The 25,095-nt window shown below is 62.2% G+C and carries 22 protein-coding genes and 1 pseudogene; 15 read left to right on the top strand and 8 right to left on the bottom strand.

The genetic code is table 11. The features are described from left to right. Positions 1–22: 22 nt before the first annotated feature. The 10 genes from EFR00_RS08495 to EFR00_RS08455 all read left to right on the top strand — a co-directional run bounded on the left by EFR00_RS08495 (position 23) and on the right by EFR00_RS08455 (position 10,437). A complete protein-coding gene (locus EFR00_RS08495) occupies positions 23–835 on the top strand; it encodes a 3-methyl-2-oxobutanoate hydroxymethyltransferase (protein ID WP_077989552.1) in 813 nt (270 codons plus the stop codon). Between the two features lie 341 nt (positions 836–1,176). Beyond that, complete coding sequence (locus tag EFR00_RS08490) at positions 1,177–2,103, top strand: NUDIX hydrolase (RefSeq protein WP_183738191.1); 927 nt, start codon at positions 1,177–1,179, stop codon at positions 2,101–2,103. A gap of 69 nt (positions 2,104–2,172) precedes the next feature. Next, entirely contained in the window at positions 2,173–3,144 is a 972-nt protein-coding gene (nadA, locus tag EFR00_RS08485; protein ID WP_077989554.1) for a quinolinate synthase NadA, read from the top strand. Next, positions 3,141–4,682 (top strand): L-aspartate oxidase, encoded by a 1,542-nt coding sequence (locus EFR00_RS08480; protein ID WP_077989555.1) that lies wholly within the window; start codon positions 3,141–3,143, stop codon positions 4,680–4,682. The genes nadA and EFR00_RS08480 overlap by 4 nt, the downstream gene beginning before the upstream one ends. Beyond that, the gene (gene nadC, locus EFR00_RS08475) at positions 4,660–5,580 is read left to right on the top strand and encodes a carboxylating nicotinate-nucleotide diphosphorylase (RefSeq protein ID WP_183738186.1); all 921 of its coding nucleotides are present in this window, start codon (positions 4,660–4,662) and stop codon (positions 5,578–5,580) included. The genes EFR00_RS08480 and nadC overlap by 23 nt, the downstream gene beginning before the upstream one ends. Positions 5,581–5,885: 305 nt before the next feature. Beyond that, a complete protein-coding gene (locus tag EFR00_RS08470) occupies positions 5,886–7,838 on the top strand; it encodes a BTAD domain-containing putative transcriptional regulator (RefSeq protein ID WP_077989557.1) in 1,953 nt (650 codons plus the stop codon). A gap of 104 nt (positions 7,839–7,942) precedes the next feature. Beyond that, complete coding sequence (locus EFR00_RS32960; protein ID WP_010041717.1) at positions 7,943–8,086, top strand: hypothetical protein; 144 nt, start codon at positions 7,943–7,945, stop codon at positions 8,084–8,086. Positions 8,087–8,099: 13 nt separating this feature from the next. After that, positions 8,100–9,365, top strand: coding sequence for a YcaO-like family protein (locus EFR00_RS08465; RefSeq protein ID WP_040111608.1), 1,266 nt, complete (start codon positions 8,100–8,102; stop codon positions 9,363–9,365). After that, complete coding sequence (locus EFR00_RS08460) at positions 9,362–10,105, top strand: TfuA-like protein (protein ID WP_077989558.1); 744 nt, start codon at positions 9,362–9,364, stop codon at positions 10,103–10,105. Before EFR00_RS08465 ends, EFR00_RS08460 begins: the two co-directional genes overlap by 4 nt. Before the next feature lie 65 nt (positions 10,106–10,170). Next, entirely contained in the window at positions 10,171–10,437 is a 267-nt protein-coding gene (locus EFR00_RS08455) for a hypothetical protein (RefSeq protein ID WP_040111606.1), read from the top strand. A 39-nt stretch (positions 10,438–10,476) separates the two neighbouring features. On the opposite strand, the gene EFR00_RS08450 is transcribed toward EFR00_RS08455, so the two are convergent. The 3 genes from EFR00_RS08450 to EFR00_RS08440 all read right to left on the bottom strand — a co-directional run bounded on the left by EFR00_RS08450 (position 10,477) and on the right by EFR00_RS08440 (position 12,846). Beyond that, the gene (locus EFR00_RS08450; RefSeq protein WP_004668301.1) at positions 10,477–10,881 is read right to left on the bottom strand and encodes a helix-turn-helix domain-containing protein; all 405 of its coding nucleotides are present in this window, start codon (positions 10,879–10,881) and stop codon (positions 10,477–10,479) included. Between the two features lie 271 nt (positions 10,882–11,152). Then, on the bottom strand, positions 11,153–11,989 hold the full coding sequence (locus EFR00_RS08445; protein WP_077989559.1) for an amidohydrolase family protein: 837 nt from the start codon (positions 11,987–11,989) through the stop codon (positions 11,153–11,155). A gap of 71 nt (positions 11,990–12,060) precedes the next feature. Next, positions 12,061–12,846 carry an IclR family transcriptional regulator gene (locus EFR00_RS08440; RefSeq protein WP_009991484.1) on the bottom strand — a complete coding sequence of 262 codons (786 nt, stop codon included), beginning with the start codon at positions 12,844–12,846 and terminating at the stop codon, positions 12,061–12,063. A 301-nt stretch (positions 12,847–13,147) separates the two neighbouring features. Here EFR00_RS08440 and EFR00_RS08435 point away from each other — a divergent pair, with 301 nt between their 5' ends. Next, positions 13,148–13,882 carry an SDR family oxidoreductase gene (locus EFR00_RS08435; RefSeq protein ID WP_077989560.1) on the top strand — a complete coding sequence of 245 codons (735 nt, stop codon included), beginning with the start codon at positions 13,148–13,150 and terminating at the stop codon, positions 13,880–13,882. A 165-nt stretch (positions 13,883–14,047) separates the two neighbouring features. Further along, positions 14,048–15,325, top strand: a complete 1,278-nt coding sequence (locus EFR00_RS08430; protein ID WP_077989561.1) for an L-fuconate dehydratase — start codon at positions 14,048–14,050, stop codon at positions 15,323–15,325. 175 nt (positions 15,326–15,500) lie between these two features. Here EFR00_RS08430 and EFR00_RS08425 read toward each other — a convergent pair. From EFR00_RS08425 to EFR00_RS08415, 3 genes and pseudogenes are all read right to left on the bottom strand, one after another. Beyond that, positions 15,501–15,975: pseudogene (locus EFR00_RS08425) on the bottom strand (methyltransferase family protein). A gap of 57 nt (positions 15,976–16,032) precedes the next feature. Continuing rightward, positions 16,033–16,674 carry a glutathione S-transferase family protein gene (locus tag EFR00_RS08420; RefSeq protein ID WP_077989562.1) on the bottom strand — a complete coding sequence of 214 codons (642 nt, stop codon included), beginning with the start codon at positions 16,672–16,674 and terminating at the stop codon, positions 16,033–16,035. An 83-nt stretch (positions 16,675–16,757) separates the two neighbouring features. Beyond that, positions 16,758–17,654 carry an NAD(P)/FAD-dependent oxidoreductase gene (locus EFR00_RS08415; protein WP_077989563.1) on the bottom strand — a complete coding sequence of 299 codons (897 nt, stop codon included), beginning with the start codon at positions 17,652–17,654 and terminating at the stop codon, positions 16,758–16,760. Between the two features lie 213 nt (positions 17,655–17,867). Here EFR00_RS08415 and EFR00_RS08410 point away from each other — a divergent pair, with 213 nt between their 5' ends. The 3 genes from EFR00_RS08410 to EFR00_RS08400 all read left to right on the top strand — a co-directional run bounded on the left by EFR00_RS08410 (position 17,868) and on the right by EFR00_RS08400 (position 21,020). Continuing rightward, positions 17,868–18,515 carry a TetR/AcrR family transcriptional regulator gene (locus EFR00_RS08410; RefSeq protein WP_077989761.1) on the top strand — a complete coding sequence of 216 codons (648 nt, stop codon included), beginning with the start codon at positions 17,868–17,870 and terminating at the stop codon, positions 18,513–18,515. 33 nt (positions 18,516–18,548) lie between these two features. Continuing rightward, positions 18,549–19,412, top strand: coding sequence for a class I SAM-dependent methyltransferase (locus EFR00_RS08405; protein ID WP_009990497.1), 864 nt, complete (start codon positions 18,549–18,551; stop codon positions 19,410–19,412). A gap of 270 nt (positions 19,413–19,682) precedes the next feature. Beyond that, the gene (locus tag EFR00_RS08400; RefSeq protein ID WP_077989564.1) at positions 19,683–21,020 is read left to right on the top strand and encodes a TadE/TadG family type IV pilus assembly protein; all 1,338 of its coding nucleotides are present in this window, start codon (positions 19,683–19,685) and stop codon (positions 21,018–21,020) included. 153 nt (positions 21,021–21,173) lie between these two features. Here the strand turns inward: EFR00_RS08400 and EFR00_RS08395 are convergent, their stop codons facing one another. Then, a complete protein-coding gene (locus tag EFR00_RS08395) occupies positions 21,174–22,580 on the bottom strand; it encodes an RtcB family protein (protein ID WP_077989565.1) in 1,407 nt (468 codons plus the stop codon). A gap of 786 nt (positions 22,581–23,366) precedes the next feature. Next, the gene (locus tag EFR00_RS08390) at positions 23,367–24,923 is read right to left on the bottom strand and encodes an RNA-binding protein (protein ID WP_077989566.1); all 1,557 of its coding nucleotides are present in this window, start codon (positions 24,921–24,923) and stop codon (positions 23,367–23,369) included. Positions 24,924–25,095: the final 172 nt, after the last annotated feature.

Raw genomic sequence — 25,095 nt, 5'->3', positions numbered from 1 at the left:
GATATATTCAAAGGAATTGACGATGAAGAAACATAAGCGCGCGACCGTCGCCGACCTGCTGGCGGAAAAGGGCAAGCGGCAGCTTACCATGCTGCGTGTCACCTCGCTGGAGGAGGCGGAAGCGGCCGAAAAGGCAGGGATCGACATCGTCTCGGTGCCGCCTTCGCTGCTCGGCCCGGTTTTCCGCGAGATCGCGCCCACGCCCTTTGCCATACCCGGGCTCGAATATGGCGACCATGTCTCGGCGGAAGACTATCTGCGCGCTGCCTTTGCGGCTCTGAGAGCGGGCGGTGATGCCGTCTATTGCGCCGCCAGCCTGCAGACGATCCGGCGGCTGCGCGACGAAGGCATTCCTGTCTGCGGCCATCTCGGGCTGATCCCGTCCAAGGCGACTTGGACCGGCGGCTTCCGCGCCGTCGGCAAGACGGCGGCGAGTGCGGCCGAAATCTGGCGGCAAACCAAGGCGCTGGAAGAAGCCGGCGCCTTCGCCGCCGAAATCGAAGTCGTGCCAGGGGAGGTGGCAGCCGCCATCAGCAGCAACACCTCGATGCTGATGATCTCGATGGGAGCCGGTAGCGGCTGTGACGCCCAATATCTCTTCGCCGACGACGTGCTCGGCGCCCACCGCGACCACTATCCGCGCCATGCCAAGGTCTACCGCAACTTCGCCGCCGAATATGACCGGCTGCAGCGCGAGCGCATCGCCGCCTTCACTGAATTCGCCGATGATGTCAGGTCCGGAGCCTACCCGGAAAAGCGCCATCTCGTCGGTATCGAGGAAAGCGAATTGAAGGCTTTCCTGGATCGGCTGGCGACCGAGACGGGGAATAACTGAGGTAGTGCCTGTATGATTGTTGCCTTCGCCTAGGCTCAGTGCACTCGCTCCTACCGTCGCTCGCCCCCTCATTTGCCTGCCGGCATCTTCTCCCCGCCGGGGAGGGGGAATTGTGGCGGCGTCTCTCGCCTCTTGATACCTTTGCTGTAGGAATGGCCACCGTGCGGCTTGCTCCCCCAGCGGGGAGAAGATGCTCGTAGGGCAGATGAGGGGGTGAGGAGCGCCCGCGACACACGCCTTGAACGCAAGCGAAAAGGCATCTTCACGAGAGACAAGAGAGATGTGGAAGGCCCGCGAAGTGGCTCCCGCTCCATTGGCTTCCGCCCCCGCCTGTGTCAGGAATGACCCATTCGGAACGGAGTATTCGGTCCCCTGTGACGATCGGCTTTGCGCATGCGGAATTGATTGCGGTGCTCGTCGCGGTGACGGGGGATGAGCCGCGCGTCATGACCATCCGTTCCGGCAATGCGCTGCCGTCGGGCCCCTTCGAAATGGGCCATCGCACGCTGCAATCGGGTCTGCGCGAATGGGTGCAGGAGCAGACGGAGCACCCGGTCGGCTATCTCGAACAGCTCTACACCTTCGCCGACCGCGACCGGAACAACGATATTCCCGGCGGGCGGACGATCTCGATCAGCTATCTCGGTCTTGTCAACGAGCAGGCGGGCGCCGGCCGGCCGGGATGGCATGGCTGGTACGACTATTTCCCCTGGGAAGACCACCGACAGGGCCGGCCGGCCGTGCTCGGCGAGATCATAACGCGTCTGAAGAGCTGGGCGGATGCCGATCCGGCCCGGCGTGATCACCGCCATCGCCGCGCCGATTACACCTTCGGGCTTGACGGCGGCTGGAACGAGGATCTGGCGCTGCAACGCTACGAACTGCTCTATGAAGCCGGGCTGGTGGCCGAAGCCGGATGTGCAGCCGAGGCCAATCTCGGCCGTGCAATGTTTGCCGATCACCGCCGGATTCTCGCGACCGGCATCGCCAGGCTGCGCGCCAAGATCAAATACCGCCCCGTCGTCTTCGAGCTGATGCCGGAGAGTTTCACCCTCTTGCGGCTGCAACGCACCATCGAGGCGCTCGCCGGGCTGACATTGCACAAGCAGAACTTCCGCCGCCTGATCGAACAGCAGGAACTGGTCGAGGAAACCGGCGCCACCGAAAGCGAAACCGGCGGCCGGCCGGCCAAGCTTTTCCGCTTTCGCCACACCGTGCTCGAGGAACGGGCACTCGCCGGAACGAAATTACCACTCTCTCGCAATTGACATATGCTCACAACGAGAATATCTCTTTGCCTATGATATGCTCAGATAGAGCATAATTAGGAGCCGGCCATGAATCATCCTGTTTCCGCATCCTCGCTCTATGAGCGCGTCAGCCGCGTCATTCCCAAAGCCGAATGGATGATGTTCGAAAAAGACGTCGACGCTATCCTCGAACTCAAGCGCCGCCGCAACGCCGTCATCCTCGCCCACAATTACCAGACGCCGGAAATCTTTCACGGCGTGGCCGATATCGTCGGCGACAGTCTGGCCCTCGCCCGCAAGGCGATTGAGGTCGATGCCGACGTGATTGTGCTCGCCGGCGTGCACTTCATGGCCGAGACCGCCAAGCTGTTGAACCCTGAGAAAACCGTGCTGATCCCGGATCTCGGCGCCGGCTGCTCGCTGGCGGATTCGATCACGCCGGAGGATATCGCGCTTTTGTTCCAGGCCCATCCCGGCGTGCCCGTCGTCACCTATGTCAACACCTCGGCCGCGGTGAAGGCCGCCTCCGACATCTGCTGCACCTCCGGCAATGCCAAACAGGTGGTCGAATCGCTCGGCGTGCCGAAGGTGCTGATGATCCCGGACGAATATCTTGCGCGCAATGTTGCCCGCGAGACCGATGTCGAGATCATCGCCTGGCATGGGCATTGCGAGGTGCACGAACTTTTCACCGCCGACGATGTCCGCCAGCTGCGCGAAAACCATCCTGGCGTGACGGTACTCGCCCATCCGGAATGCCCGCCCGACGTGGTGGCCGAGGCCGATTTCGCCGGCTCCACCGCCGTGATGTCCAATTATGTCGGCAGGCAGAAGCCGGCCCGCGTGGTGTTGCTGACAGAATGCTCGATGAGTGACAACGTCGCCGTGCACCATCCCGACGTCGAGTTCATCCGCCCCTGCAATCTCTGCCCGCATATGAAACGCATCACGCTCGCCAATATCCGCGCCGCGCTTGAGGAAAACCGCCATGAAGTGACGGTCGATCCGGCAATCGCCGCAGCGGCGCGGCGCGCCGTCGAAAGGATGCTGGCGATATGAGCGAACGTCTCGATCATCTTGCCGGGCGCACCGTCATCGTCGGCAGCGGCCTGGCCGGGCTGATGACCGCACTGACGCTGGCGCCGGAGCCCTCCGTCATCGTCACCCGCGCCGCCCTCGGCACACAGACCTCGAGCGCCTGGGCGCAGGGCGGCATTGCCGCCAGCATCGGCGCCGACGACAGCGCGGCGCTGCATCTGGCCGATACGCTTGCGGCCGGCGACGGGCTCTGCGATCGGACCGTCGCGGCCGGCATCATCGCCGATGCCCCGTCGGCAATTGCAGCACTGGAACAGGCCGGCGTGCGCTTCGACCGCAATGCGGCGGGAGAATTCTCGCTCGGACTGGAGGCGGCCCATAACCGCCGCCGCATCGTCCATGCCGAAGGCGACGGCTCGGGTGCGGCAATCATCGCCGCCTTGGTGCGGGCCGTGGCGCAGACGCCCGCCATATCCGTGCTCGAAGGCTTCGAAGCGCGGCGGATTCTGATGGACGGCGACGAGGTCGCCGGCCTGCTCTGCGCGACCGCGGGTGGAGCCGCCATCCTGCCGACCGGCAAGGTGGTGCTCACCACCGGCGGCATCGGCGGCCTTTATGATGCGACCACCAATCCGATCGGCAATTACGGCCAGGGCATTGCGCTCGCAGCACGGGCAGGTGCTGACCTTGCCGACATGGAATTCGTCCAGTTCCATCCGACCGCGCTCGATTCACGCCGCAGACCCTTAGCGCTGGTCAGCGAGGCAGTGCGCGGCGAGGGGGCCCTGCTCGTCAACGAACGCGGCGAACGGTTCATGGCCCGCATCCCGGGCGCCGAGCTTGCGCCGCGCGATGTCGTGGCGCGCGCCATCAGCGCCGAGATCGCCCGCGGCGGCAGGGTCTTCCTCGATGCCCGCGAGGCGCTCGGCAGCCGGTTCGCCATACGCTTCCCCGTCATCGCGGCCCTTTGCGGCGAAGCCGGAATCGATCCGGCGAAAGACCTTATTCCGGTGCGCCCGGCCGTTCACTACCACATGGGCGGCGTCGCGACCGATGCCAACGGCCGCAGCTCGGTTCCCGGCCTCTGGGTTGCCGGGGAGGCAGCCTCGACCGGCCTGCACGGCGCAAACCGGCTGGCCAGCAATTCACTGTTGGAGGCGGCGGTGATGGGCATGCGGGCGGCACGCGACATAGCGGGCATGCCGGCACGCACCGGCAGTCCCTTCCAATCCGAAAGACTGCCGGTTTCGGCCGACGCATCGCTCGTCCGGCCGATCGTCTCGCGCCATCTCGGCGTGCTGCGCAATGGGGGTGCCGTGCAGAACGCGACCGCCGCCCTGCTGCCGCTTGCCGAAAGTGACGGCCCTGCCGCCGATCCGGCCATCGTCGCGCTGTTGATCGCCGTCTTTGCCGGCCTGCGGATGGAATCGCGCGGCGCCCATGCCCGCACCGATTTTCCGCTGACGCTCGCCGATGCGCAGCGCCGACGGATGCGCCTTTCCCAAGCGTTGGAAATCGCCCGCGCAACACCGCCCTATGCCCTTGCCAGGAGTGCTTGAGATGAGACTCGTTCCCCTTCCGCGCCTGATCGTCGAGCCACTGGTGCGGGCGGCATTGCTCGAGGATCTCGGCCTTGCCGGCGACATCACCTCGGCAGCGGTCATCCCCCGCGAGCACCGCTCGACAGTGGTGATGGCCGCCCGTCAGCCGGGCGTGATCGCCGGTCTCGACGCGGCCGAGCTCGCTTTCGCGCTCGTCGATCCCGAGATCGTCCTGCGACGCCATGTCGAGGATGGCGACGCGGTCAAACCAGGCGACGTGATCGCCACCATACAAGGTCCGTCGCGCGGCCTGCTCACCGCCGAGCGAACCGCGCTGAATTTCCTCGGCCATCTCTCCGGCATCGCCACCGTGACGGCGGAGATCGCCGCCGCCATCAGCGCCAGCAAAGCCTCCGTCGCCTGCACCCGCAAGACGACGCCGGGGCTGAGGGCGCTGGCAAAATATGCGGTGCGGGCGGGCGGCGGCATGAATCACCGTTTCGCACTTTATGACGCGGTGCTGATCAAGGACAATCATGTGGCGATTGCCGGCGGCGTTGCCGAGGCGATCCGCCGAGCCCGGGCTAGCGTCGGCCATCTGGTGAAGATCGAGGTCGAAGTGGACAGGCTTGATCAGCTGCGCGAGGCGATGGAGACCGGCGTCGACGCCGTTCTGCTCGACAATATGACGCCGGATCAGCTGCGCCAGGCCGTCGCCATCGTCGCCGGCCGGGCGATCACCGAGGCCTCCGGCCGGGTCACACCGGCAACGGCCGCCGCAATCGCCGCTGCCGGCGTCGACCTCATTTCGGTCGGCTGGCTGACGCATAGCGCCCCGGTCCTGGACATCGGCCTCGATTTCGTTGAATCGGCCGCGACCGAAAAATGTCCGGAACGGGCTGCGCATGTTCTCTAACTATTTGCTTTAGAACAGGATTTATATTTTAGGCCGATCCGGCCTAAAATCATCCTGTTCTACTCTGCCGGCTATAAAGGCCGGCGACGGCTCAAACAATTCGTCGCCGCAGAACGCCCACAGCACCTCATTCGGCAAGTGTTGGCGAAGCATCTTTCCGGCGAGCGATACGGGAAATTGCAAATATTCGCTGAAACTTCTTCTCATTATAGCAAAAACCGCTATGCGCGGCGCTCGTATAGCTCTAACATGGTCACGCGACCGCTACGTTTGCGCGCCATGGCTTTCAGGGGTGAGAACCAGGGATGCAACGGACATCCGGACAGATGTCGAAGAACAGGCTGTGCCTGCTCGGGAGACCGAGGCTGCTGGCAGCGGGGAGGGAACTCCCCTTGCCGGAGAAGTCTTATTTTCTCCTCGCCATGCTCGCCGCCGAAGCCAATCTCGAACTCGACCGCGAAACCGTCAGGCGTCAGCTCTGGCAATCGGAACTGCCGGAAAAACGGGCCGGCAGCCTGCGCCAGCTGCTGTCGCGCATTGAGCAGAGTATCCCCGCCGACCTTCCGCCGCTGCTTGCCGCGACCCGAACCCATATCGGGCTTGCGGATGGCTGGGAGGTCGATGTTCATATCCTGAAACAGAAAGGGCCGCTCGCCCCCGAAGACAGCAATATGCTGAACGGCGAACTGCTGGAAGGCGCCAAATCGCCGACGCAAGGCGCCGAGGACTGGCTGACCTTTGAACGCCAGCGCATCGACGAATGGCGCTCGGTCCATCTGACCCGGCTGATCGAAACATCGCAAGACAGGTCGGATGACGAGCAGGTCGCGCTTGCCAGGCGGCTGTTGGAACTCGACCCTGCCAGCGAGACGGCCTATCGCGCTCTGATGCGCCTCTATGTCAGGATGAACGATCCGGCCGCGGCCCGTCAGGCCTATCTGAAGTGCAAGAGCCAGCTGAAGGACGACTTCGACACCGAGCCGGAGGAAAGCACCACTGCGCTTGCCCGCGAACTCGGCCTGGTTCCGGCAGCACAGGCAGCCGCGGCCGAGCGCCCTTCCGCGCTCGGTGGCTTCGCCGATGCGCTCGGTCAGCCGCGGATCATCATCCTGCCGCCCGAAAGCATTTTTACCGATCCGCTGATGGAGCGCGTCGGCAGGGCTCTTCTCGAAGATGTCACCATCGGCCTCAGCCAGCAGCGCGGCTTCAAGGTGATCGCAGCCCATACGAGCCTCGAGATTCTCAGTCGCTCAGCCGATCCGGCGCGCGCCGTCCCCGGGCCGCTCGATCTCAACTTCGATTATGCGGTCTACGTGACCATCCAGGGCCGCGACGAGGATGTCTACGCAACCTGCCGGCTGACGCGGACGACGACGTCGGAGGTTATCTGGGCGCTGGAACTGCCGCTGGTCATGCAGAAGATCAGCGAATCCTTCGCGCATCTGACACGGCGGATCGTTTCCACGCTCGCCGACACCATCGAGCGCCACGAACTGGCGATGCCGATCGGCGACGCGCCGCCGTCGGCCTACCGTCTCTATCTCGAAGGCAAGCGGCTGATCGCCCAGACTGATCTGCAGCATCTGCGCCAGGCGCGCAAATGGTTCAAATCCTCGCTCAATCGTTATGAACACTTCTCGGCCGCTCATGCCGGCGTGTCGCGCGCGCTCGGCATGGAATGGCTGATCCGCGGCATGCAGGACACCGATCTGCTCGACGAGGCCAATGGTGCCGCGCGGCTCGCCCAGCAGTCCGACCCGAACAGCGGCCGCGCCTTCCGCGAGCTCGGCTTCGTGGCGCTGTACCGCCGCCGTTTCGACGAAAGCCTGGAATATTTCCAGCAGGCCCAGGATCTCAATCCCAACGATGCCGATATCCTCGCCGATTATGCCGATGCGCTCTGCCACTACGGTGACTTTGACAAAGCGCTGGATCTGAACAAGGCCGCTTTCAAGCTTAATCCCTTGCCCCCCGATTATTACTACTGGAATCGCGGCGGCATTCATTTCGATCGCGGAGAATACCAGCAGACGATCGAAGCGCTTGAGCCGGTGAAGTCCAAGCAGGCTACCGCCCGACTGCTCGCCGCCGCCCATGCTATGGCGGGTGACGTGAAAAAGGCCGGCACTTATGCCGGCGTCGTTCTGGAAAATTTCCCGGATTTCCGCAGCGAAGACATCCGCCATTTCGTGCCCGATCGCGATCCCCGGTACACCGAAACGCTGATTCATGGCCTGCAACTGGCCGGACTTCCCTGATTAAAGGCCTTTTAACGAAGCCTGTAACGCTTAAATGACGCAGGTGGTGTTCCCCTCCAATGGTTAACGGCAGCCCGGCTGCCCTATGTCATTGGAGATGGAAAATGAAAGCCACTGTTGAAACCAATGCCGCAATCCCCTCCCAGCCGCGTTTCTCCGCTGCAGCCAAGGCAGCGATGAAGCAGGACGAACTCAACATCACTGCGAATGCGCTGGAAAATCTGACACACGCCCTGAAGTTCCGCTGAGGAACAAATAGGTATGTCCGCCTTCGCCGACCTTGAAACGCTAGCCGATGACCTCGAACGATCATCGGCCGGCGTCAGCGACTATCATGACCGTGCGGTCACGCCGGCGCAGACATTGGCCGCCGTCAGGCCACATCTGCGCGAATTCGGCATTACGCGCGTCGGCCTGCTGACCGCCCTCGACGTGCTGAACATCCCCGTCGCCTTCGCGACGAGGCCGAACAGCCATACGCTTTCGGTCTTCCAGGGCAAAGGCATCGACAATGATGCCGCCATGGCATCGGCCGCCATGGAGGCGATCGAGACGCGGATCGCGGAAATTGCCCCAGCCGACCTGACACAGGCGACCGTCGAGAGCATGCGGGCGGAAGGCGCCGCCATGATCGATCTCGACAATGTTGCGCGTTGCGCACCCGATGACATCGGCGGCGGCCCCATCCCCTGGTGCTCCGGCCTCGACATCCTCTCCGGCAGCAGCGTCTTCGTTCCCTGGTGGCTCGTCGGCCTTGACCATCGCGGCGAGCGTCCGTCAGGCTTCGAGCAGTCGAGCGACGGGCTGGCCTCCGGCAACACGCCGTCCGAAGCGGTCCTGCACGGGCTTTGCGAGCTGGTAGAGCGCGACGCCTGGGCCCTGACCCAGCTGAAATCGCCGCAGCGCCTCAAGGAGAGCCGGATCGATCCCGCCTCATTCGGCGATGCGATCATCGATGTCATGACCGACCGGATTTCGCGCGCCGGCATGCGGCTGCTGCTGCTCGACATGACCACGGATATCGGCGTTCCGGCGTTTCTGGCCGTCATCATGCCGGGCAATCTGTCCGACCGCGTCGATGCGCGCTGGACCCATGTCTGCGGCGGTTGCGGCTGCCACCCCGATCCCGTGCGCGCCGCCCTGCGCGCCATCACCGAGGCGGCGCAGAGCCGGCTGACGGCGATCGCCGGTAGCCGCGATGATTTCTCGCCGCGCATCTATCAGCGGCTCGACAAAAGTGCGGCGATGCAGCAGGTGGTCGAACTCTGCGAGGGCAATAGCCGAATGCGCGCCTTCCAGCCCGGCCATCACCGTCCCGCAACCATCCAGGAGACCATCGGCCATATTGCCGACCGGCTGACGGCGACCGGGGTCGAGCAGATCGTCGTCGTGCCGTTCCCGCATTATCAGGCTCTGCCTGTCTCAGTCGTCAGGGTGATCGTACCCGGCCTGGAGGTCGATATATCAGGTCAGTACATCCAGCTCGGCATGCGCGCCGTCAACACCATGAGAGGAGCCCAATCATGAAGGTTCTATTCGTCGGTCCGAGCCTTGGTGGCGGTCTTGCCGCAGCGAGAAACATGTCCCCCTGCATCGATTTCCGACCGCCTGCCGCCTGCGGCGACATTCTCAAGGCGGTGGAAGACGGCGCCACCGCGATCGGCCTGGTCGACGGCTATTTCGGTGAGCTGCCGTCGGTCTGGCACAAGGAAATTCTCTACGCGCTCGAACAGGACGTCGCCGTTGCCGGCGGCGCCAGCATGGGCGCATTGCGGGCGGCCGAGTGCGCGCCTTTCGGCATGGTCGGGCTCGGCTCGATCTTCGAAGATTACCAGTCCGGGCGGCTGCTCGACGACGAGGCCGTTGCACTGGTGCATGCGCCGCAGGCGCTCGGCTGGCTGCCGCTTTCGGTGCCTTGGGTCGATTTCGAACCGACGATCAACGCGCTTCATGCCGGCGGAGAGATTTCGTCGGGCGAGCGCAAGAAACTGCTGCTCTCCGGTCGTTTCCTGCATTTCTCCGAGCGCACCTATGCGAGGGTGGTGGACGAGTGCCATTTCCGCAAGGCGCGCCGCGACTATCTGCTCGCCGCCCTGCGCAAGAACCGGGTCGAACGCAAGCGGGACGACGCGCGACTGGTGCTGGAATGGCTGCGCCGTGACGAATTCCTGCCTGTCAACCGTGACTGGCACTTTGCCGCGACCTCTCACTGGGAGCTTTTGCACGCCGAAGTCACGCGCAATGCGACTCCTGTAACGCTTGTATAACGGTCACGGCGAAAAGATGCAGTGGTGATGGAATCTGAGGCCTCCACGGCCAAAGGGGCGGGACAATGTTTGAACAACATAACGAAGGTACAGGCAGTGAATACGCAAGGATCTTCCGGCTGCTGTCGGCAGCCAAGGAGGAGGCTGAAAAGCTTCAGCTGCGTAATCTGATGCACCTGACGAACATGGCGCTGCTGCAGGTCGTCATCGATTGGGACGGCATAGATCCGGACAGGGAGCTAGACGTCAACCTCGAGAAACTGCTCGGCAGCAAGGCCAAGATCGCAATGAAGGACGCCAGCGATAATCTGATCCTGATCGATCGCCATTGACCTTCATGCGTCCGTTCGGATCGCGTGAAGGGATCCGGCCTATTCGGCCGCTTCACCGTCCATCTGTTCGGTGTGGGCGATTGCCTGGACAAGCTTCAGGATCTTCTTGCGAAGCGCTTCGTTCTTGATCGAGAAGAACGCCGCGTTGAGAAGGACGCCCTCGCGCGAAATAACGAATTCCTCGCTGGGAGCGGGGTTGTCGTTGGCAGTATCAGGAGTGGACAGGTCGTCGAAGAACGTCCTGACGTCGACCTTCAGCGCGCCGGCGATTTCAACCAGCATGCTGGCGGAAACGCGGTTGGAGCCTTTTTCGTATTTTTGGATCTGCTGGAATGTCACGCCGACGCGATCGCCCAATTCCGTCTGCGAAACTTTCCGCAGCAGACGCTGTATGCGGATGGTCTTCCCGACATGAACATCCACTGCGTGCGGTTCTTCTTTCATTTTGTTTTCCCTCCTGAGGACACGGAGATGAGGTTATTCGCCATATCCGTGTCTGACAACTTTTACCTGAGTTACGCAAAGCTAGCAATTGTCCGGCAGTAGGTGTCCTAAACCGAAACATTGCGTCGCTTCATATTAGTAGCAGCAAAAAGCATGCCAAAGTAGCACTTTTGGGGGGTACATCATCCGATTTCAGGGTGCTGAACATGGTGCACGCAAGTTTGCGGCGAACTCCCCAAGCAAAGCAACCGGAAACGGCGTAAACGAAATGTTACAACGACCAGAGGCGCTGGGCATTGGCGAAGAGCAGCTTGGAGCGCTCCGCCTCGCTGCTGCCGGAGAGCACGGCATGGGTCGCTGCAACCCAGGTGGAAAGGCCGCCGCCAAGCGTGCACACCGGCCAATCGCTGCCCCAGACGATACGGTCCCAGCCGAAACTTGCGATGACATGTTCGATATAGGGCCGCAGCGTCTGCGCCGTCCATGTCTCGGCATCGGCATAGGCGACGACGCCGGAGACCTTGCAGATGACGTTCGGCCGCCGGGCGATCTCCGATATGCCCGCCTTCCACGGCTGGAAGGCATCCGAGCGGATATCGGGCACGCCGCAATGGTCGAGGACGAATTGCACATCCGGCGCGAGATCGACGAGAGCAGCGACGCGGCCGGCTTGATGCGGCAATGTGCAGAGGTCGAAGGTCAGGCCACTGCCGCCGATGCGCCTGATGTTTTCGCGAAACAGCGCGCCTTCCGAGACGTCGTCGGGTACGACATGCAGCACGCGGCGGAAGCCCTTGACGAAGGGATTGGCCCTCTGCCGCTCGAGATAGGCGGCAAAGCCATTATCCTCCGGCCGGCAGGAGACGATGGCGCCGGCAATCAGGCTGCCGGGCTTTTGGGCGATAGCGGCGATGTGGTCGGTCTCGGCCTGGATGGCGGCCGGATCGACATCGACTTCCATATGCAGCGCCGTGGTAATGCCGCAGCGGCGCGCTTCGGCTGCATAGGTCTCGTAAAGAAAATCCTGGTCGAGAGCTGGCACGCCGGAGAGCCAGGGGTAGGGGAGCGCCGAGCGATCGATGACATGCAGATGGGTGTCGATAAGCACGTTTTCCTCCAAGGCTGGCTTGCGGCAAGCTATCCCCAGTGAATGGATTGTTCAAATAGAAATTCGTCAGCTCAGGCCGGGATGGTGACGTCGGCGCCGGCAAGCTGCGAGAGTTCGGCGGCGGTCTTTTGCACCAGCATGATCGTCTGGGTGATGTCGGGCGCCGACGGCGCATTGACGAGCGCTATGAACGGACAGGTCAGCGCGGCGATGCAGCGCCGATCCGGTCCGAGCACCGGCGCCGACAGATTGTAGACGCCGGATGTCTGGGCGCTCGCCATCATCTCGTAGCCGCGCTCGCGGATCTGATCGAGGCGATCGTAGAATTCGCCGCCGAGCTCGATATCGGCGCGATTGCGCACATGTTCCGATATCATCATCTCCCGCTCCTCGTTACTGCGGAAGGCGAGCAGCACATGCCCGGAACCGGTGTCGAAGAGGCTAATATGGGCGCCGATGCGGATCGAAAATCCCCAATAATCCGGCGCTTCCTGCTGGGCGATGACAACGGCGGCGCCGCGATCGAAGACGGCGAGGTGATTGGCCTGACGCGCGCGTTGGGCGAGATCGCGCATCAGCGGAGTGGCGTAGGAGGCGAGCCGGCGCACCGGCGCATGCAGTTGCGCAAGCCCGAAAAGCTTGAGCGTCAGCGAATAGCGATCGCCGTCCAGCCGGGTGACGTAGCCGCGACGGACCAGCCGGTCGAGCATGCGGTAGAATTCGTTGGGGCTGCGGTCGAGCCGCTTGGCGATTTCCGCCTGAGTAAGGCCGCTGTCGACGCCGGCAAGCAGTTCCAGGATGTCGAGGCCCTTGTCGAGGGCAGGAGCGCGGTAGCGGTCTGACTCGTCGGGCTCCATTCCATCCTCCTGTGAATAGTATTCTGCATATACGCAGAACCGCGGCCGGAAAAGCAAAACTTCGCGCTTGACCCTTGGTCAATCGTCTGTTTGTCTATAAACAGACAAATCACTGTTGAAGACAGCGGATCAGCGGGAACGACGGAGGCTGGCATCGCGCCTTGCCTCAGGCGGGCCGCAACGCGCAAAGAAGGAAAATGGCAGGCGCTGATGGACAAGCTATTCCATCTCAGCCCGGCCTTCGCCAAGATATGACCGCATGTACCGTCCCGCGTAGACAATTCCAGAAAAGGCCCGTGACATGACAAACAGACTTTCCGGCAAAACCGTTCTCATCACCGCCGCCGGCCAGGGCATTGGCCGGGCGACGGCGGCAGCCTTTGCCGCGACCGGCGCCAAGGTCCACGCCACCGACATCAACACCGAGGCGCTGGCGACGCTTGCGGCGGAAACCGGGGTATCCACCCATAAACTCAACGTGCTCGACGACGATGCGGTCAAGGCCCTCGTCGCCGAGATCGGCGCTGTTGACGTGCTGTTCAACTGCGCCGGCTTCGTCCATGCGGGCTCGATCCTGGAGATGAAGGATTCCGATTTCGAATTTGCCCTCGATCTCAACGTCAAGGCGATGATCCGCACGATCCGGGCCGTGCTGCCCGGCATGCTGGAGCGCAAGGACGGGGCGATCATCAACATGGCCTCCGTCGCTTCCAGCATCAAGGGCGTGCCGAACCGCTTCGCCTATGGCGTCACCAAGGCCGCCGTCATCGGCCTGACCAAATCCGTCGCCGCCGATTATGTCGCCGAAGGCATCCGCTGCAACGCCATCTGCCCCGGCACGGTGGAAAGCCCGTCGCTGCAGGACCGCATGCGCGCCGGCGGCGACTACGATGCGGCCCGCGCCGCCTTCATCGCCCGCCAGCCGATGGGCCGGCTCGGTTCGCCGGAGGAGATCGCCGATCTCGCCGTCTATCTCGCCGGCGCTACCTATACTTCGGGCCAGGCGATCGCCATTGACGGCGGCTGGACGATCTGACCCGGCGCATGTCGCGCAAAACTGTGCAGCGGTTTGCGACGACGGCATAGGTAAAACAAAGACCTAAAGCGCGAGAAGCGAATCGGAAAGATCGCAACGCGCTTGAGCCGATGAGGCGCCGGCAGGCTGCCGGCCGATCCGGCTATCACAATTGGGAGGAACAACATGACCCGCATCACCGACCTTCGCGTCTTCGATCTCCGCTTTCCCACGTCGCAAAGCCTGGATGGATCCGACGCGATGAATCCCGATCCGGACTATTCGGCCGCCTATGTCATTCTCGACACGGATGCGCCTGATCTTGCCGGCCATGGCCTGACCTTCACCATCGGCCGCGGCAACGACATTTGCTGCATGGCGATCGAAGCGATGCGCCACCTCGTCGTCGGCACCGAGCTCAGTGAGGTGCTCGCCCATCCCGGCAAATTCTGGCGGCATCTGACCAGCGACAGCCAGCTGCGCTGGATCGGCCCGGAAAAGGGCGCCATTCATCTGGCGACCGGCGCCGTCGTCAACGCCGTCTGGGATCTGCTCGCCAAGCAGGCGGGTAAACCCGTCTGGCGGCTGGTCGCCGAAATGTCGCCGGAAGAAGTCGCCGATATCGTCGATTACCGCTACCTCACCGACGTCCTGACGCGCGATGAAGCGATCGCTATTCTCAAGAAGGCAGAAGCCGGCAAGGCCGAACGCATCGCTCTCCTCGAAAAGGAGGGCTATGCCTGCTACACGACCTCGGCCGGGTGGCTCGGTTATGAAGACGAGAAACTGCGTCGTCTCTGCCGGGAGGCGATCGACGCCGGCTTCAACCATATCAAGATGAAGGTCGGCCGCGATCTGGATGACGATATCCGCCGCTTGAGGATCGCCCGCGAGGTGATCGGCCCCGACCGCTACCTGATGATCGACGCCAACCAGGTCTGGGATGTCGGCCAGGCGATCGACTGGGTCAGGGCGCTTGCTTTCGCCAAGCCTTTCTTCATCGAGGAGCCCACCAGCCCCGATGACGTCGCCGGCCACCGCAAGATCCGCCAGGCGATCGCGCCGGTGAAGGTCGCGACCGGCGAGATGTGCCAGAACCGCATCATGTTCAAGCAGTTCATCGCCGAGGGCGCGATCGACATCGTCCAGATCGATTCCTGCCGCATGGGCGGGCTGAACGAGGTCCTGTCGGTGCTGCTGATCGCCGCCAAGTTCGGCCTGCCGGTCTGGCCGCATGCCGGCGGCGTCGGCCTCTGCGAATATGTGCAGCACCTGTCGATGATCGATTACGTCGCGGTGTCAGGCACCAAGGACGGCCGCGTCATCGAGTATGTCGATCACCTGCACGAACACTTCCTGGACCCCTGCCGGATCGAGAACGCCGCCTATATGCCGCCCACCCTGCCGGGCTTCTCCATCGAGATGAAACCGGCTTCGATCAGCAGCTATATGTTTCAAGGCTGAGGAACCCGCGCCGGCGGCGCGCTGGTCCGCGCCAGACTGCGACATACACCCGGCCTAGCGAGATCACCGTGAAGCGGTTCAGTCCACGCGCCCCGGCGATGCTCGACGAAACGCTAGCGGCAAGGAAGCCGGTGCTGGTTTATCAGAAGGCCCCGCAGCGGCAGCGGCGGAATAGTCAGAGCCAGCGGCGAACCTCGGCCTTGTAGCGGCGGTAGTCGTCGCCGAACTTCGCTTCGAGATAGCGCTCCTCGCGGGCGATCACCTGCGTCTGGATCACGATCAGCACCAACGGGAGCAAGGCGAAGGCGATCGGCCCGTCGAAGCCGATCGCAAGACCGGCATAGATAAGCGCCATGCCGAGATACATGGGATTGCGGGGTCCACCGATACGGACCTGTCGTTGCGATGAGGGTCGCTGGCTGCGACGGCGGAATGTTGGTGCCCAGCCGCCGGAACAGCCCCGCCGCCGCAAGCATCATCGCCGCGCCGGCAACGAACAGCAGCGCGCCCGCCGCGACCAGCAATCGCCAGTCGATGCCGAAAGAGCGCAGGGTGACGAACTGCTCCGCCGCCAGCCCCAACAGCAGCGCTCCCAGATAGATAAAGGGCGGTGGGAAGCGCACACCCGCGCTGTCCGGTTCGACGGCCATGCTCATCTCCAATCTGTGCTCTCAAAACGGCGGCCCCAGAAACAACGCCTCGAATTACTACCGCAGGACTTGTTTGGCGCTCGGGCGTCCGCTCACATGGGCGAACCACTGGACGAGCTTGTTCTTGCCATCGAGGATCGCGTCGCCCTCTGGCGTTATACGCAGCCGGTCGAAATGCGGCATGAGGCGGATGTCGGCCAGACTAAAGGTTTCGCCGGTGAGGTAGGGTGCCGCAATCAGAGGCTCAAGCGCCTCAGCGCAGCTACGTGCCATGGGCACGGCCGCGTTGACCCGTTCCATGTTGGTCGGCTGGCCGAGGAAGGTTGGCGCGACCACTCGCTCGAACCCAATACCGCCCCAGGATGGCCCCAGGTAGCAGTCGATAATGCCGATGATCTGATTCATACACGCCCCTTCGCGCGCGTTCGTCGGCTGGAGCGCCGGACCAGGAAACGTCTGGTCCAGATAGCGCAAGATGGCCTGGGTTTCGAAGACTTCGAAGCCATCATGCTCAAGCACCGGAACCTTGCCGAACGGATTCCGCGCAAGATGCTCCGGCGTTTTCCATGCCGGCGGCATCAAGCTGACGAACTCGTATTCCACACCTTTCTCGGCGAGGCCAAGCATCGCCCCCCGCACGTTGGGACTACCTGCCGTCCCATAAAGTTTGACGCTCATCCCAGGACTGGTCGTATTCATGAGGATCACTTCCCTTCTTGCTTTAGATTGGAGCGCCGCCGCTCGGGTTGGCTAATTGGGACCGGAGAACGCAAATTCTGCTCTCAAACCAGCATCGACTGCTGCGCGAAGATGCCCGCCATCGCGCCATGCGACGATGCCAGGGTGACCGATGGCGGCGTGAGGGGGTTGGCGAGGTCGCCGGCGGCGTAGATGCCGGGCATGCTGGTTTGACGGCGCTCGTCAACCTTGAGGATGATGCCGAGGGGCGTATCGACCGTGGCGAGGCCCAGCGATTCATGCAGGCTTGCGGACGGCTTGTTGCGCGGATGCGCGAACAGGATGTCGACCGCGACATCGGGGCCGGTATCGCGCTTGACGATGGCGTTATGGGCTCCATGACGGGCGATCTCGGTGATCCGGCCATCAACGACAGGTACGTGGCGGCCCGCCAGATCGGCCCGGATATCGGGTGCAATGTCGTGACCATCGGCGAAGACCGTCAACCTGTCGGTCCAGTCGTGGAACAGCCTGACCTGATTCATCGACTGCGGGCCGGACCAGACGAGGCCCCAATGCTGGCCAGCGACTTCAAAGCCATCGCAATAGGGGCAGGGCACAATGGATGTGCCCCAGCTTTCCGCAAAGCCCGGAACAGCAGGCATTTGATCAACAACGCCATAGCTCAGGATCAGGCGTCGCGCGCCAAGGCTCTCGCCGTCGCCAGTAAGGACGGAGAAATTGTCGATAGTGCCGGAGATGCTGTCGGCCCGGGCATTGATCAGCCTTATCGTGGGATAACGCGTCAGCTGCTGCCGCGCCTCGGCCAGGATGTCCAGCGGTGGCTTGTGATCGTGGCCGAGCAGACCATGCGAGTGGCCAGCGAAGCGATTGCGCGGCAGGCCGGTGTCGAGAACGGTGACCTTGCGGCGGGCACGGCCGAGCTGCAGGGCGGCGGCGAGACCGGCAAAGCTGCCGCCGATGATGATGACGTCATCCATGGTGAGGGGCTCCGTGTTGCGGATAGAGGAGGTTGGGGTAGCGGGGGCCTGGGCACGGGGGGAGGCCGATGGCGGTAAGCACGGCCAGCTTCAGCAGTGTTCGTCGTTGCATGGCACCCTCGTGTTTTAAATTCATTCTTTGGCTTGCATATTTCCGATACTGCGTGGTATCGTAAAGCATGAATAACGATACTGTCAAGGATCTTAATGGCCGTGACCGAAAATAGTCGAGGCCGGCGCGGCCGGCCAGCCAACGAGGCGCTTGGCCAAACGATAGTCGACGCAGCATACGAACTCTTTGTGGAATTGGGTTTTCAAGCGACGACATTGGACAAGGTCACCCAGCGAGCGAAGATATCCAAGCTCAGCATCTATCGGCACTTCGAGAACAAGGAGGCGCTGTTCAGCGCGGCCGTCGCCGCCCGCTGCCATCAGTTTGCACCACAAGCCCTTTTTGAAGGCGTCGGCGGTTCGGCCGAAGATCAGCTCATGGCGGTGGGAACATCCCTGCTTCGCACGCTGTTGAGCCCGGACGTCCGCAGTGTCGAAGCCATGGTCATGGCCGACAAGACGAATCAAAAGTCGTTAAGCAAGCTCCATTACGAAGCCGGCCCCGCCCATGTCATCGCCCAAATCGAGGCCCTGTTGTGTCAGTTGCACGCGAAGGCGGTTCTGAACGTGCCCGATCCTCGCCAGTCCGCCCGCTTGTTTGCCGCGCTTTTCAAAGGATCCGATCTCCTGATCATCGCACGCTTCAATGAGGCGCGAGCAGAGGACGACAACGAAATCGAATCCTATTGCCGGTCGGCCGTCGCCATGTTCATCGCCGCGCACGGTGGCAGCGACCATGCGGGCGGATAGCCCAGTTAAGAACCGATCAGAACAGGATATGGCATGGCAAAGAAAAATGTTTATCAGGTAGCCGACTGGAAAGGCCAAAGCGGGGAGCGCTGGGTCGCTTATCAGGCCCGGCTCGATGCCATGATGGCAGTGTTCGGCCATGCCGCGATCGAAGCCGCCGCGCCCGCCATGGGCGAACGCGTGCTGGACGTCGGCTGCGGTGCAGGGGCGTCTAGCCTTGACCTGGCCACCCGCGTCGGCGCGGGAGGGCATGTGCTGGGCGTGGACATATCCGAACGGCTGATCGATAGAGCACGCGCGCTAGCGCCGCAGGATACGCCGGCCCTGTTCCAGGTGGCCGACGCCAGCAGCACCGAGTTGCCCGAGGGCGCGTTCGACATCCTGTTCTCGCGCTTCGGAGTGATGTTCTTTGACGATCCGACAGGGGCGTTCGCGCATATGCGCCGTGCGCTCAAGCCGGGCGGGCGGGTCGCTTTCGTCTGCTGGCGCGGCATGGCCGAGAACGATTGGGTGCGCTTGCCGATGGGCGCGATCAAGGGCATCCTCCCGCCGATGGCGCCACCCGATCCCGAAGTGCCCGGCCCGTTCTCGTTTGGCGACCGGGGGCGGGTGGCGCGTATCCTGACGGCGGCTGGCTTCACCGATATCGCTATCGCGCCCTTCGATGCTTCCATCCCGTTCGGCGAGGGCGGGACGCGGGACGCGGCGATCGACGACGCGGTGAAGATGACACTCGAGGTCGGCCCGCTGTCGCGCGCGCTCGCTGATCAGCCAGACGACATCCGCGCCCGCGCCTCGGCCGCGGTTCGTGCCGCCTTCGCGGATCGCCCCGGCGAGCAGTCGGTGATGATCGACGGCGCTGCGTGGATCGTCACGGCGCGCAATCCGGCAAGCTGACAGGGATTTGCAGGGGGAGACGCCCCCGCTGGAGCGGCACGTCTCCAAACAACTCATTTCCCTTAGTTCAGCAACTGGTGAGCGTGCCCAGGCTGTGCTGCTCACCGGCCTGTGACAGACCTTCCTCCGTTAGCGAATTATCCAGCTTTAACGAGAACACAACCATACGTCTTTGCCTTTGGTTGATGTTCCGCTGCTACTTGTCATCGTTGTGGCCACCTGGTTGGGGAACCGGCCACTACCTACGGACACCAAGAAGGCAGCCTTCGCATGTTGCATCGTTTCGTTTTTGACCGATCCGGCAACTTCGGAATTATGACGGCGCTCCTTGTCGTACCCCTACTGGGTGCGGCGGGCACAGCCATAGATTTCGGCAGAGCCCTTTCGCTTCGGACCGAACTCTATGCCGCGGCGGACGCGGCAGCCGTGGGATCCATCTCACAGACTTCAGACGCGGCAAAGCAAGCAGCCACGATGTCAGGCGATGGCTCACTCACGCTCGGAACATCCGAAGCCCAGAAGATCTTCTTTTCGCAGATGTCGAAAAATCAGGCCGAAGTGCCCGTTTCCGTCAACATCAGCGTTCAAAAACAGGGCAGCACTCTCAGCTCGACCGTATCTTTCAGCGCAACGATGTCCACGACATTCATGCAGGTGATGGGATTTCATCAACTCGATGTTTCCGGAACGGCAACAGCGCAATACGAGACCCCGTCTTACATGGATTTCTTCATGCTGTTGGACAATACGCCATCAATGGGCGTTGGAGCCACCGCAGATGACATAACCGCCATGAAAAAAGCGACAGCTCAGGGCCACGATGGCGGCAAAGATAAAAACTGCGCGTTTGCATGCCATATCGTTTCTGAAAAGGGCGTAGAGGATAAGAATAGCTACTACAATGTCGCGCGCAATAATGGGGTAACCATCCGCATCGATGTTGTAGCCGCTGCCGTTAAAGCTTTGATGGCCAAGGCAAAGGACACGCAGTCCATGCCGAGCCAATTCCGGGTCGCCGCATACACGTTCGGCAAGACTGCTCAGGACGCCAAAGCTGCGAAGCTCTTTAAGGTCTCCGGCCTGGATTACGATCTTGGCGCCGTGGCAGTCGCGACGAACACGATAAATCTGATGAGCATTCCCTATCAGAACTACTACAACGACCAGCAGACGAGCTTTGACGAAGCGTTGAAAGGTATAGAAGGGGAAATCACGGGCAACATCGGCAAGGGCACGAGCAATGCCGATCGCCAGAAGATCGTGTTTTTTGTCGCCGACGGTGTTGCCGATAGCTATAAGCCGTCCGGCTGCACCAGCCCGAAGGGAGCAAACGGCGGACGATGTATCGAACCGATTGACACCACTTATTGCAAGAAACTCAAAGATCGCGGCATCAAAGTCGCCGTCCTCTATACGACATATCTACCCTTGCCCGACAACGGTTTTTATAAGGATTGGGTCAAGCCGTTCGAGACGAAAATCGCCGCAAAAATGGAAGAGTGCGCAACCCCCGGGTTCTATTTCGCAGTTAGTCCAACCGAAGGCATTGAAGCGGCAATGAAGGCCTTATTCCTGAAGATCGTCAGCGCGCCTCGGATAACCAGCTAATCACGGCCTTGGCACAAGCGCCACGCCTATCGAAAAGGACGCCATGCAAGGAAGGTCACGTCGCAATCCGACTGGATCTCGGGAAGCTCGTGCTGCGTCATATGCCTGAGCCTGCATTTAAGGGAAGGCAAGCCTGGTTGCCTTCCCCGGTGTTTACCGGCGCTTTTTGCGCCAGGGCGCATTCTGCTGCCAGTCGCCGGCCATGATGCTCCCGTATGGGATCACCTGGTCGACCACTTCGGCGAGACCGTAGTGCTCGATCTGCGCGCGCACGTTCGCGGCGCTCTTGTAGGCACTCGGCAGTTCCGACACATCGGCGAAACCGGAGAAGAACCGCGCGTCGAGACCGCTTGTTTCCTTCTCCAGAATAGCCGCGATGTTGTTCGGGCTCAGACCTCGCGAATCCGCCCCATATTCCGCGGACAGCTGCCGCATATGCGCGCTGCGCGAAAAGTTGCGGCCGGCGCCATGCGGCGAGAAGCCGAGGCCATGGGCAGCGTTCGAGCCGCGGACGATCAGGATCGGTTCCGCCATATTGAGCGGAATGATGGTCAGATCGGTCGCGTCATGCGCCCAGTTGTCGAAGGCAGGGGTGGCACCCTTTCCGTGGTAAAACAGCCCGTCCGACTTCCGGAAGACGAAATTATGCTCGTTCCAGAAGCGGTCCGCGACCTTGGCCGAGAGTTTTTCCGCCGCCATGTCGTGAAGGACATAGTGGTTTTCTTTCGTCCACTGGCGGATCGTCTGCAGCGCCGACCAGTAAAAGTCACCTTCCTCGGTATCTGCCGGAATCCAGGCATTTTCCCGATGCGTCTCGGGCGAAATGCGCTCCCGAAACCGGTTGGCGACCTTCATGCCCTTGTCGTATAGCCGCGCCCCCGGTGCCCGCGATCCGTGGTGGGTCACAAGCGCGGTTTCGCCGGTCGATTTCATCGTTCCGACATAGGCGAAATGATTGCCGTCGCCCTGGGTGGCGAAATGCTCGATGCCAGCGCTCAGCACGCCGTCGCGCAGATAGGGATTCTGCTCGAAGGCCGAAAGCGTCGCCTCGGAAGGCTTCAGCTGCGCGCCGCGGGGCCGACCGCCGGGACCGAAATGCGTCACGCCGTGCACGGCATCCAGAAGCGACTTCGGATCCACGCCAGGAAAGATCGAGATCGCCATGGAGCAGCAGATATCGGCCGAGTGCATGCCGGGATGGATCGCTTCGGATGCCACCACGCCACCGACCGGGATCGTTCCGACCGGACCCGCCGGGCAGGCGTCCGGCATGATCGCCGCGGAACGGACGACCGGTGTGCGCACCAGCGCCCGCATCGTCGCGTTGACCTTCTCGACATTATCTTGCTCGAAGGCATTCTCGGCGCGGATGTTGGAATAGATCTCGATATCGTTATCGGCTTTCAAGGCAAGCGTCGGCCCGGGCTGGAAGGCCCTTGCCGCCTCCAGCGCATCGGTCGCCGAGCCACCCTGGCTCAAAACCGCGTTGGCCGCATTGAGAGCCGGGCGAAACCACTTCCCCTGGCTCATGCCGGCATCGATCAAATCCTGTCCGCTCATTACCGCTATCATTGTCTTTTCTGCGTCTGCAGTCCTTCTTGTTCAGTTGCTTCTCTTCACACCGCCTGAGCGACGAGCATTGCCGGAGATCTATCTCACCGCACGCATTCCATGATCATGGCGCGATGCGGCCCCTGTAATCACCGGCGGCATTCGCCCAGAGCCTTACCATCGTCCCGGCGACGAGATTTGGCAGGACGGTTTACTGAGCTACGTGCTCCCTTCGGAAACACGGGATGATTTGAACATCCGACCTGCCCGCCGGAAATCCGACGGGCCGCTCTACCTGTAGTCCTGCCGGCATTCGCCGGGGTAGTTTCCTGCATGGCAGGAGGGTCGCAGCGGCGACGAGGATGGACGAAACCGGATGGCCCCGCTCGTGCCAGAGAGCGTATGCCCAGGAGGAGTCGAACCTGCCAGACCATCCAACTTTGGAGGCTGTAGTTCCGTCCGGCATTCGCCACTGCAATCTTCGTCATGGCGACAAGTGTGCGAGGAACAGCTTGCTCTACCAACTGAGCTACAGGACCAGGCCCTGGCGAGAATCGAACTCGCGACACAGATGTAGTTCCCCATGCATTCGCCATGTCATTCCATTCGTCCGTGACGACGAGGTGTGGTGAAACGTCCTGCTCTATCCGCTGAGCTACGGGTCCATAAACTGGAGGACCCGACGGGATTCGAACCCGCGACCTGGAGATTGACGATCTGTAGTTTCATCCGGCATTCGTCACGGCTCCCCGCGCCGTTCACGGCGGCGCGAGGATATTGCTTCCTGTGAGCCCGTCAGAGCTCGATTGCTTCGATGGCTTTCACCCAGCCATCCGCTCCTTTGCTATTGGCCGCGAAAGCCGTGATCACCCCGTAGACGGCATCCGAGAAGCCACCGATGTTGAGCACGTCTTCCCGTGTCGGCGCCTGCGTCGAGGCGTGGGGCTGGATGTCGAGGCAGACCAGCTTTGCAGCCGGGTTGACCCGCTTGATCCTGGCCCATTCCGTCATTACCGCCGTCGGCGTTCCGCTGCCGCGCGCATCCACCCAGGACTCATTGTCCGAGATGAACACGACGAGATCGACCTTGGCCCTCTCGTTTGCCAGCCTCTTCAGCGGTGCGGAGCAGTTGGTTCCTCCGCCACCGATTTTCGCCAGCTTACCGGCATTGGTCATCACCGAATCCCGCTTGTTGAGGCTGACGCGCACCACGTCATTCTCGAACGGCAGCACCCGCGCCTTCGGGTTGCGCTGCAGGAACGCCGCAGTCATCAGACCGGCGACGTCGATGCAACGAACCGAGGACGTCGCGCCCTTCCGGTAACCGGTCACGGGCGAGCCCATGGAACCCGATACGTCGGGGCAGAGCACGACATTGCCCATCAGGGACGGCACATTGGCGATGGCGATATCCATCGCGTCCTGAAGCGCATCCCGCACGACATCCGGAACTTGGCCGTCGACCATCTTCCACGCCATCATCAACTGATAGGGGAAGACCTTTGCCTTGCGGATTTCCTGCGGATCGGCAAGCCGCGCCGCCAGCGCCTCGGCAAAACCCTCGACCTCGAACACGCCGTTGCGTGCAAAGGTGTTGAGGTTCTGCCGCACCATCTGCCAGCCGCCCTTGCGGGCGATCTCGACCCAATGCTCCCGCGTCAGCGGCAGCGAGGTCAGCATCTGGAACGGCACATCAGGCACCGGCGCTGTCTGGTCACGCCGGAACGCTTCCAATGCCTTGACGAGCTCAGGCAGTGCCGCGTAGTCGTGCGGCTTGCCGATCGCCCAGGCATAAAGCGCCTTGCGCTCCCCTGTGGCCGGCTTCGGATGCACCATGCGGATGACGTCGGCAAGCGAAGGATCGTTTCCGACCATCGCACGCAGGATCTGCTCGGTGCTCGCTCGTTCGAGCCAGGCCTGCACCAGCTTCTTCGGGCGTGTGCCGAGCGACTTTCGACCCGTGGCGCCGGAGCGCATGACCTGCACGAAGCCGCGCAGCATCTTGCCGCTCTTCACCACCCGCGGGAATGCACGGACGAAGGCATCGCTCTGAAGGCCGGAGAGCATGGCGAGCAGCGTCACCGGCATGTCCTTCATGTGACCCTTTTCAGCGGCGTAAACAGCCAGCTTGGCGAGAAATTCCGGCTCGACCTGAAGGGCAAGCGTCTTTACCGCGTCCAGCTGCTCAGCTCCTTCGGCATAGAAGGTGCCGTTGAAGGTGCCGGTCACGGCATATTGCGCCAGCGCCTCGCGCGGCGTCAGCTGGTAGGCCGGGGCTGCTTCATGATTTTTTGTGTCCGTTCCCGGAAGCAGTTTTCCGAGGTAGGTTTTGAAGATCGCCTTGTTGACCATGACAGCCCCTCTTGTGTGTTCGTGCCAGATACCTTTCAAGACGCGTGCCAGCTTGGAGAAAAGAACACGTCAGGCCTGATTTTTTGTTTTAACGCTTTGTTTTTAAACAACAAATTTTTTGAAGCTTTTACGCACAATCAGGAATTGCGAAAATCTATGCCCCGGTTATATT

It is taken from the genome of Rhizobium sophoriradicis (assembly GCF_003939025.1).
In the GTDB taxonomy this organism is placed as follows: domain Bacteria; phylum Pseudomonadota; class Alphaproteobacteria; order Rhizobiales; family Rhizobiaceae; genus Rhizobium; species Rhizobium sophoriradicis.
This window is presented reverse-complemented; position numbering and strand designations above follow the sequence as displayed.

What these genes read in the sequence shown, in the direction of transcription:
- EFR00_RS08495 (WP_077989552.1), top strand. Translation starts at nt 23, where the DNA reads ATGAAGAAACATAAGCGCGCGACCGTCGCCGACCTGCTGGCGGAAAAG.
- EFR00_RS08490 (WP_183738191.1), top strand. Translation starts at nt 1,177, where the DNA reads ATGACCCATTCGGAACGGAGTATTCGGTCCCCTGTGACGATCGGCTTT.
- nadA (WP_077989554.1), top strand. Translation starts at nt 2,173, where the DNA reads ATGAATCATCCTGTTTCCGCATCCTCGCTCTATGAGCGCGTCAGCCGC.
- EFR00_RS08480 (WP_077989555.1), top strand. Translation starts at nt 3,141, where the DNA reads ATGAGCGAACGTCTCGATCATCTTGCCGGGCGCACCGTCATCGTCGGC.
- nadC (WP_183738186.1), top strand. Translation starts at nt 4,660, where the DNA reads ATGCCCTTGCCAGGAGTGCTTGAGATGAGACTCGTTCCCCTTCCGCGC.
- EFR00_RS08470 (WP_077989557.1), top strand. Translation starts at nt 5,886, where the DNA reads ATGCAACGGACATCCGGACAGATGTCGAAGAACAGGCTGTGCCTGCTC.
- EFR00_RS32960 (WP_010041717.1), top strand. Translation starts at nt 7,943, where the DNA reads ATGAAAGCCACTGTTGAAACCAATGCCGCAATCCCCTCCCAGCCGCGT.
- EFR00_RS08465 (WP_040111608.1), top strand. Translation starts at nt 8,100, where the DNA reads ATGTCCGCCTTCGCCGACCTTGAAACGCTAGCCGATGACCTCGAACGA.
- EFR00_RS08460 (WP_077989558.1), top strand. Translation starts at nt 9,362, where the DNA reads ATGAAGGTTCTATTCGTCGGTCCGAGCCTTGGTGGCGGTCTTGCCGCA.
- EFR00_RS08455 (WP_040111606.1), top strand. Translation starts at nt 10,171, where the DNA reads ATGTTTGAACAACATAACGAAGGTACAGGCAGTGAATACGCAAGGATC.
- EFR00_RS08450 (WP_004668301.1), bottom strand. Translation starts at nt 10,881, where the DNA reads ATGAAAGAAGAACCGCACGCAGTGGATGTTCATGTCGGGAAGACCATC.
- EFR00_RS08440 (WP_009991484.1), bottom strand. Translation starts at nt 12,846, where the DNA reads ATGGAGCCCGACGAGTCAGACCGCTACCGCGCTCCTGCCCTCGACAAG.
- EFR00_RS08435 (WP_077989560.1), top strand. Translation starts at nt 13,148, where the DNA reads ATGACAAACAGACTTTCCGGCAAAACCGTTCTCATCACCGCCGCCGGC.
- EFR00_RS08430 (WP_077989561.1), top strand. Translation starts at nt 14,048, where the DNA reads ATGACCCGCATCACCGACCTTCGCGTCTTCGATCTCCGCTTTCCCACG.
- EFR00_RS08420 (WP_077989562.1), bottom strand. Translation starts at nt 16,674, where the DNA reads ATGAATACGACCAGTCCTGGGATGAGCGTCAAACTTTATGGGACGGCA.
- EFR00_RS08415 (WP_077989563.1), bottom strand. Translation starts at nt 17,654, where the DNA reads ATGGATGACGTCATCATCATCGGCGGCAGCTTTGCCGGTCTCGCCGCC.
- EFR00_RS08405 (WP_009990497.1), top strand. Translation starts at nt 18,549, where the DNA reads ATGGCAAAGAAAAATGTTTATCAGGTAGCCGACTGGAAAGGCCAAAGC.
- EFR00_RS08400 (WP_077989564.1), top strand. Translation starts at nt 19,683, where the DNA reads ATGTTGCATCGTTTCGTTTTTGACCGATCCGGCAACTTCGGAATTATG.
- EFR00_RS08395 (WP_077989565.1), bottom strand. Translation starts at nt 22,580, where the DNA reads ATGAGCGGACAGGATTTGATCGATGCCGGCATGAGCCAGGGGAAGTGG.
- EFR00_RS08390 (WP_077989566.1), bottom strand. Translation starts at nt 24,923, where the DNA reads ATGGTCAACAAGGCGATCTTCAAAACCTACCTCGGAAAACTGCTTCCG.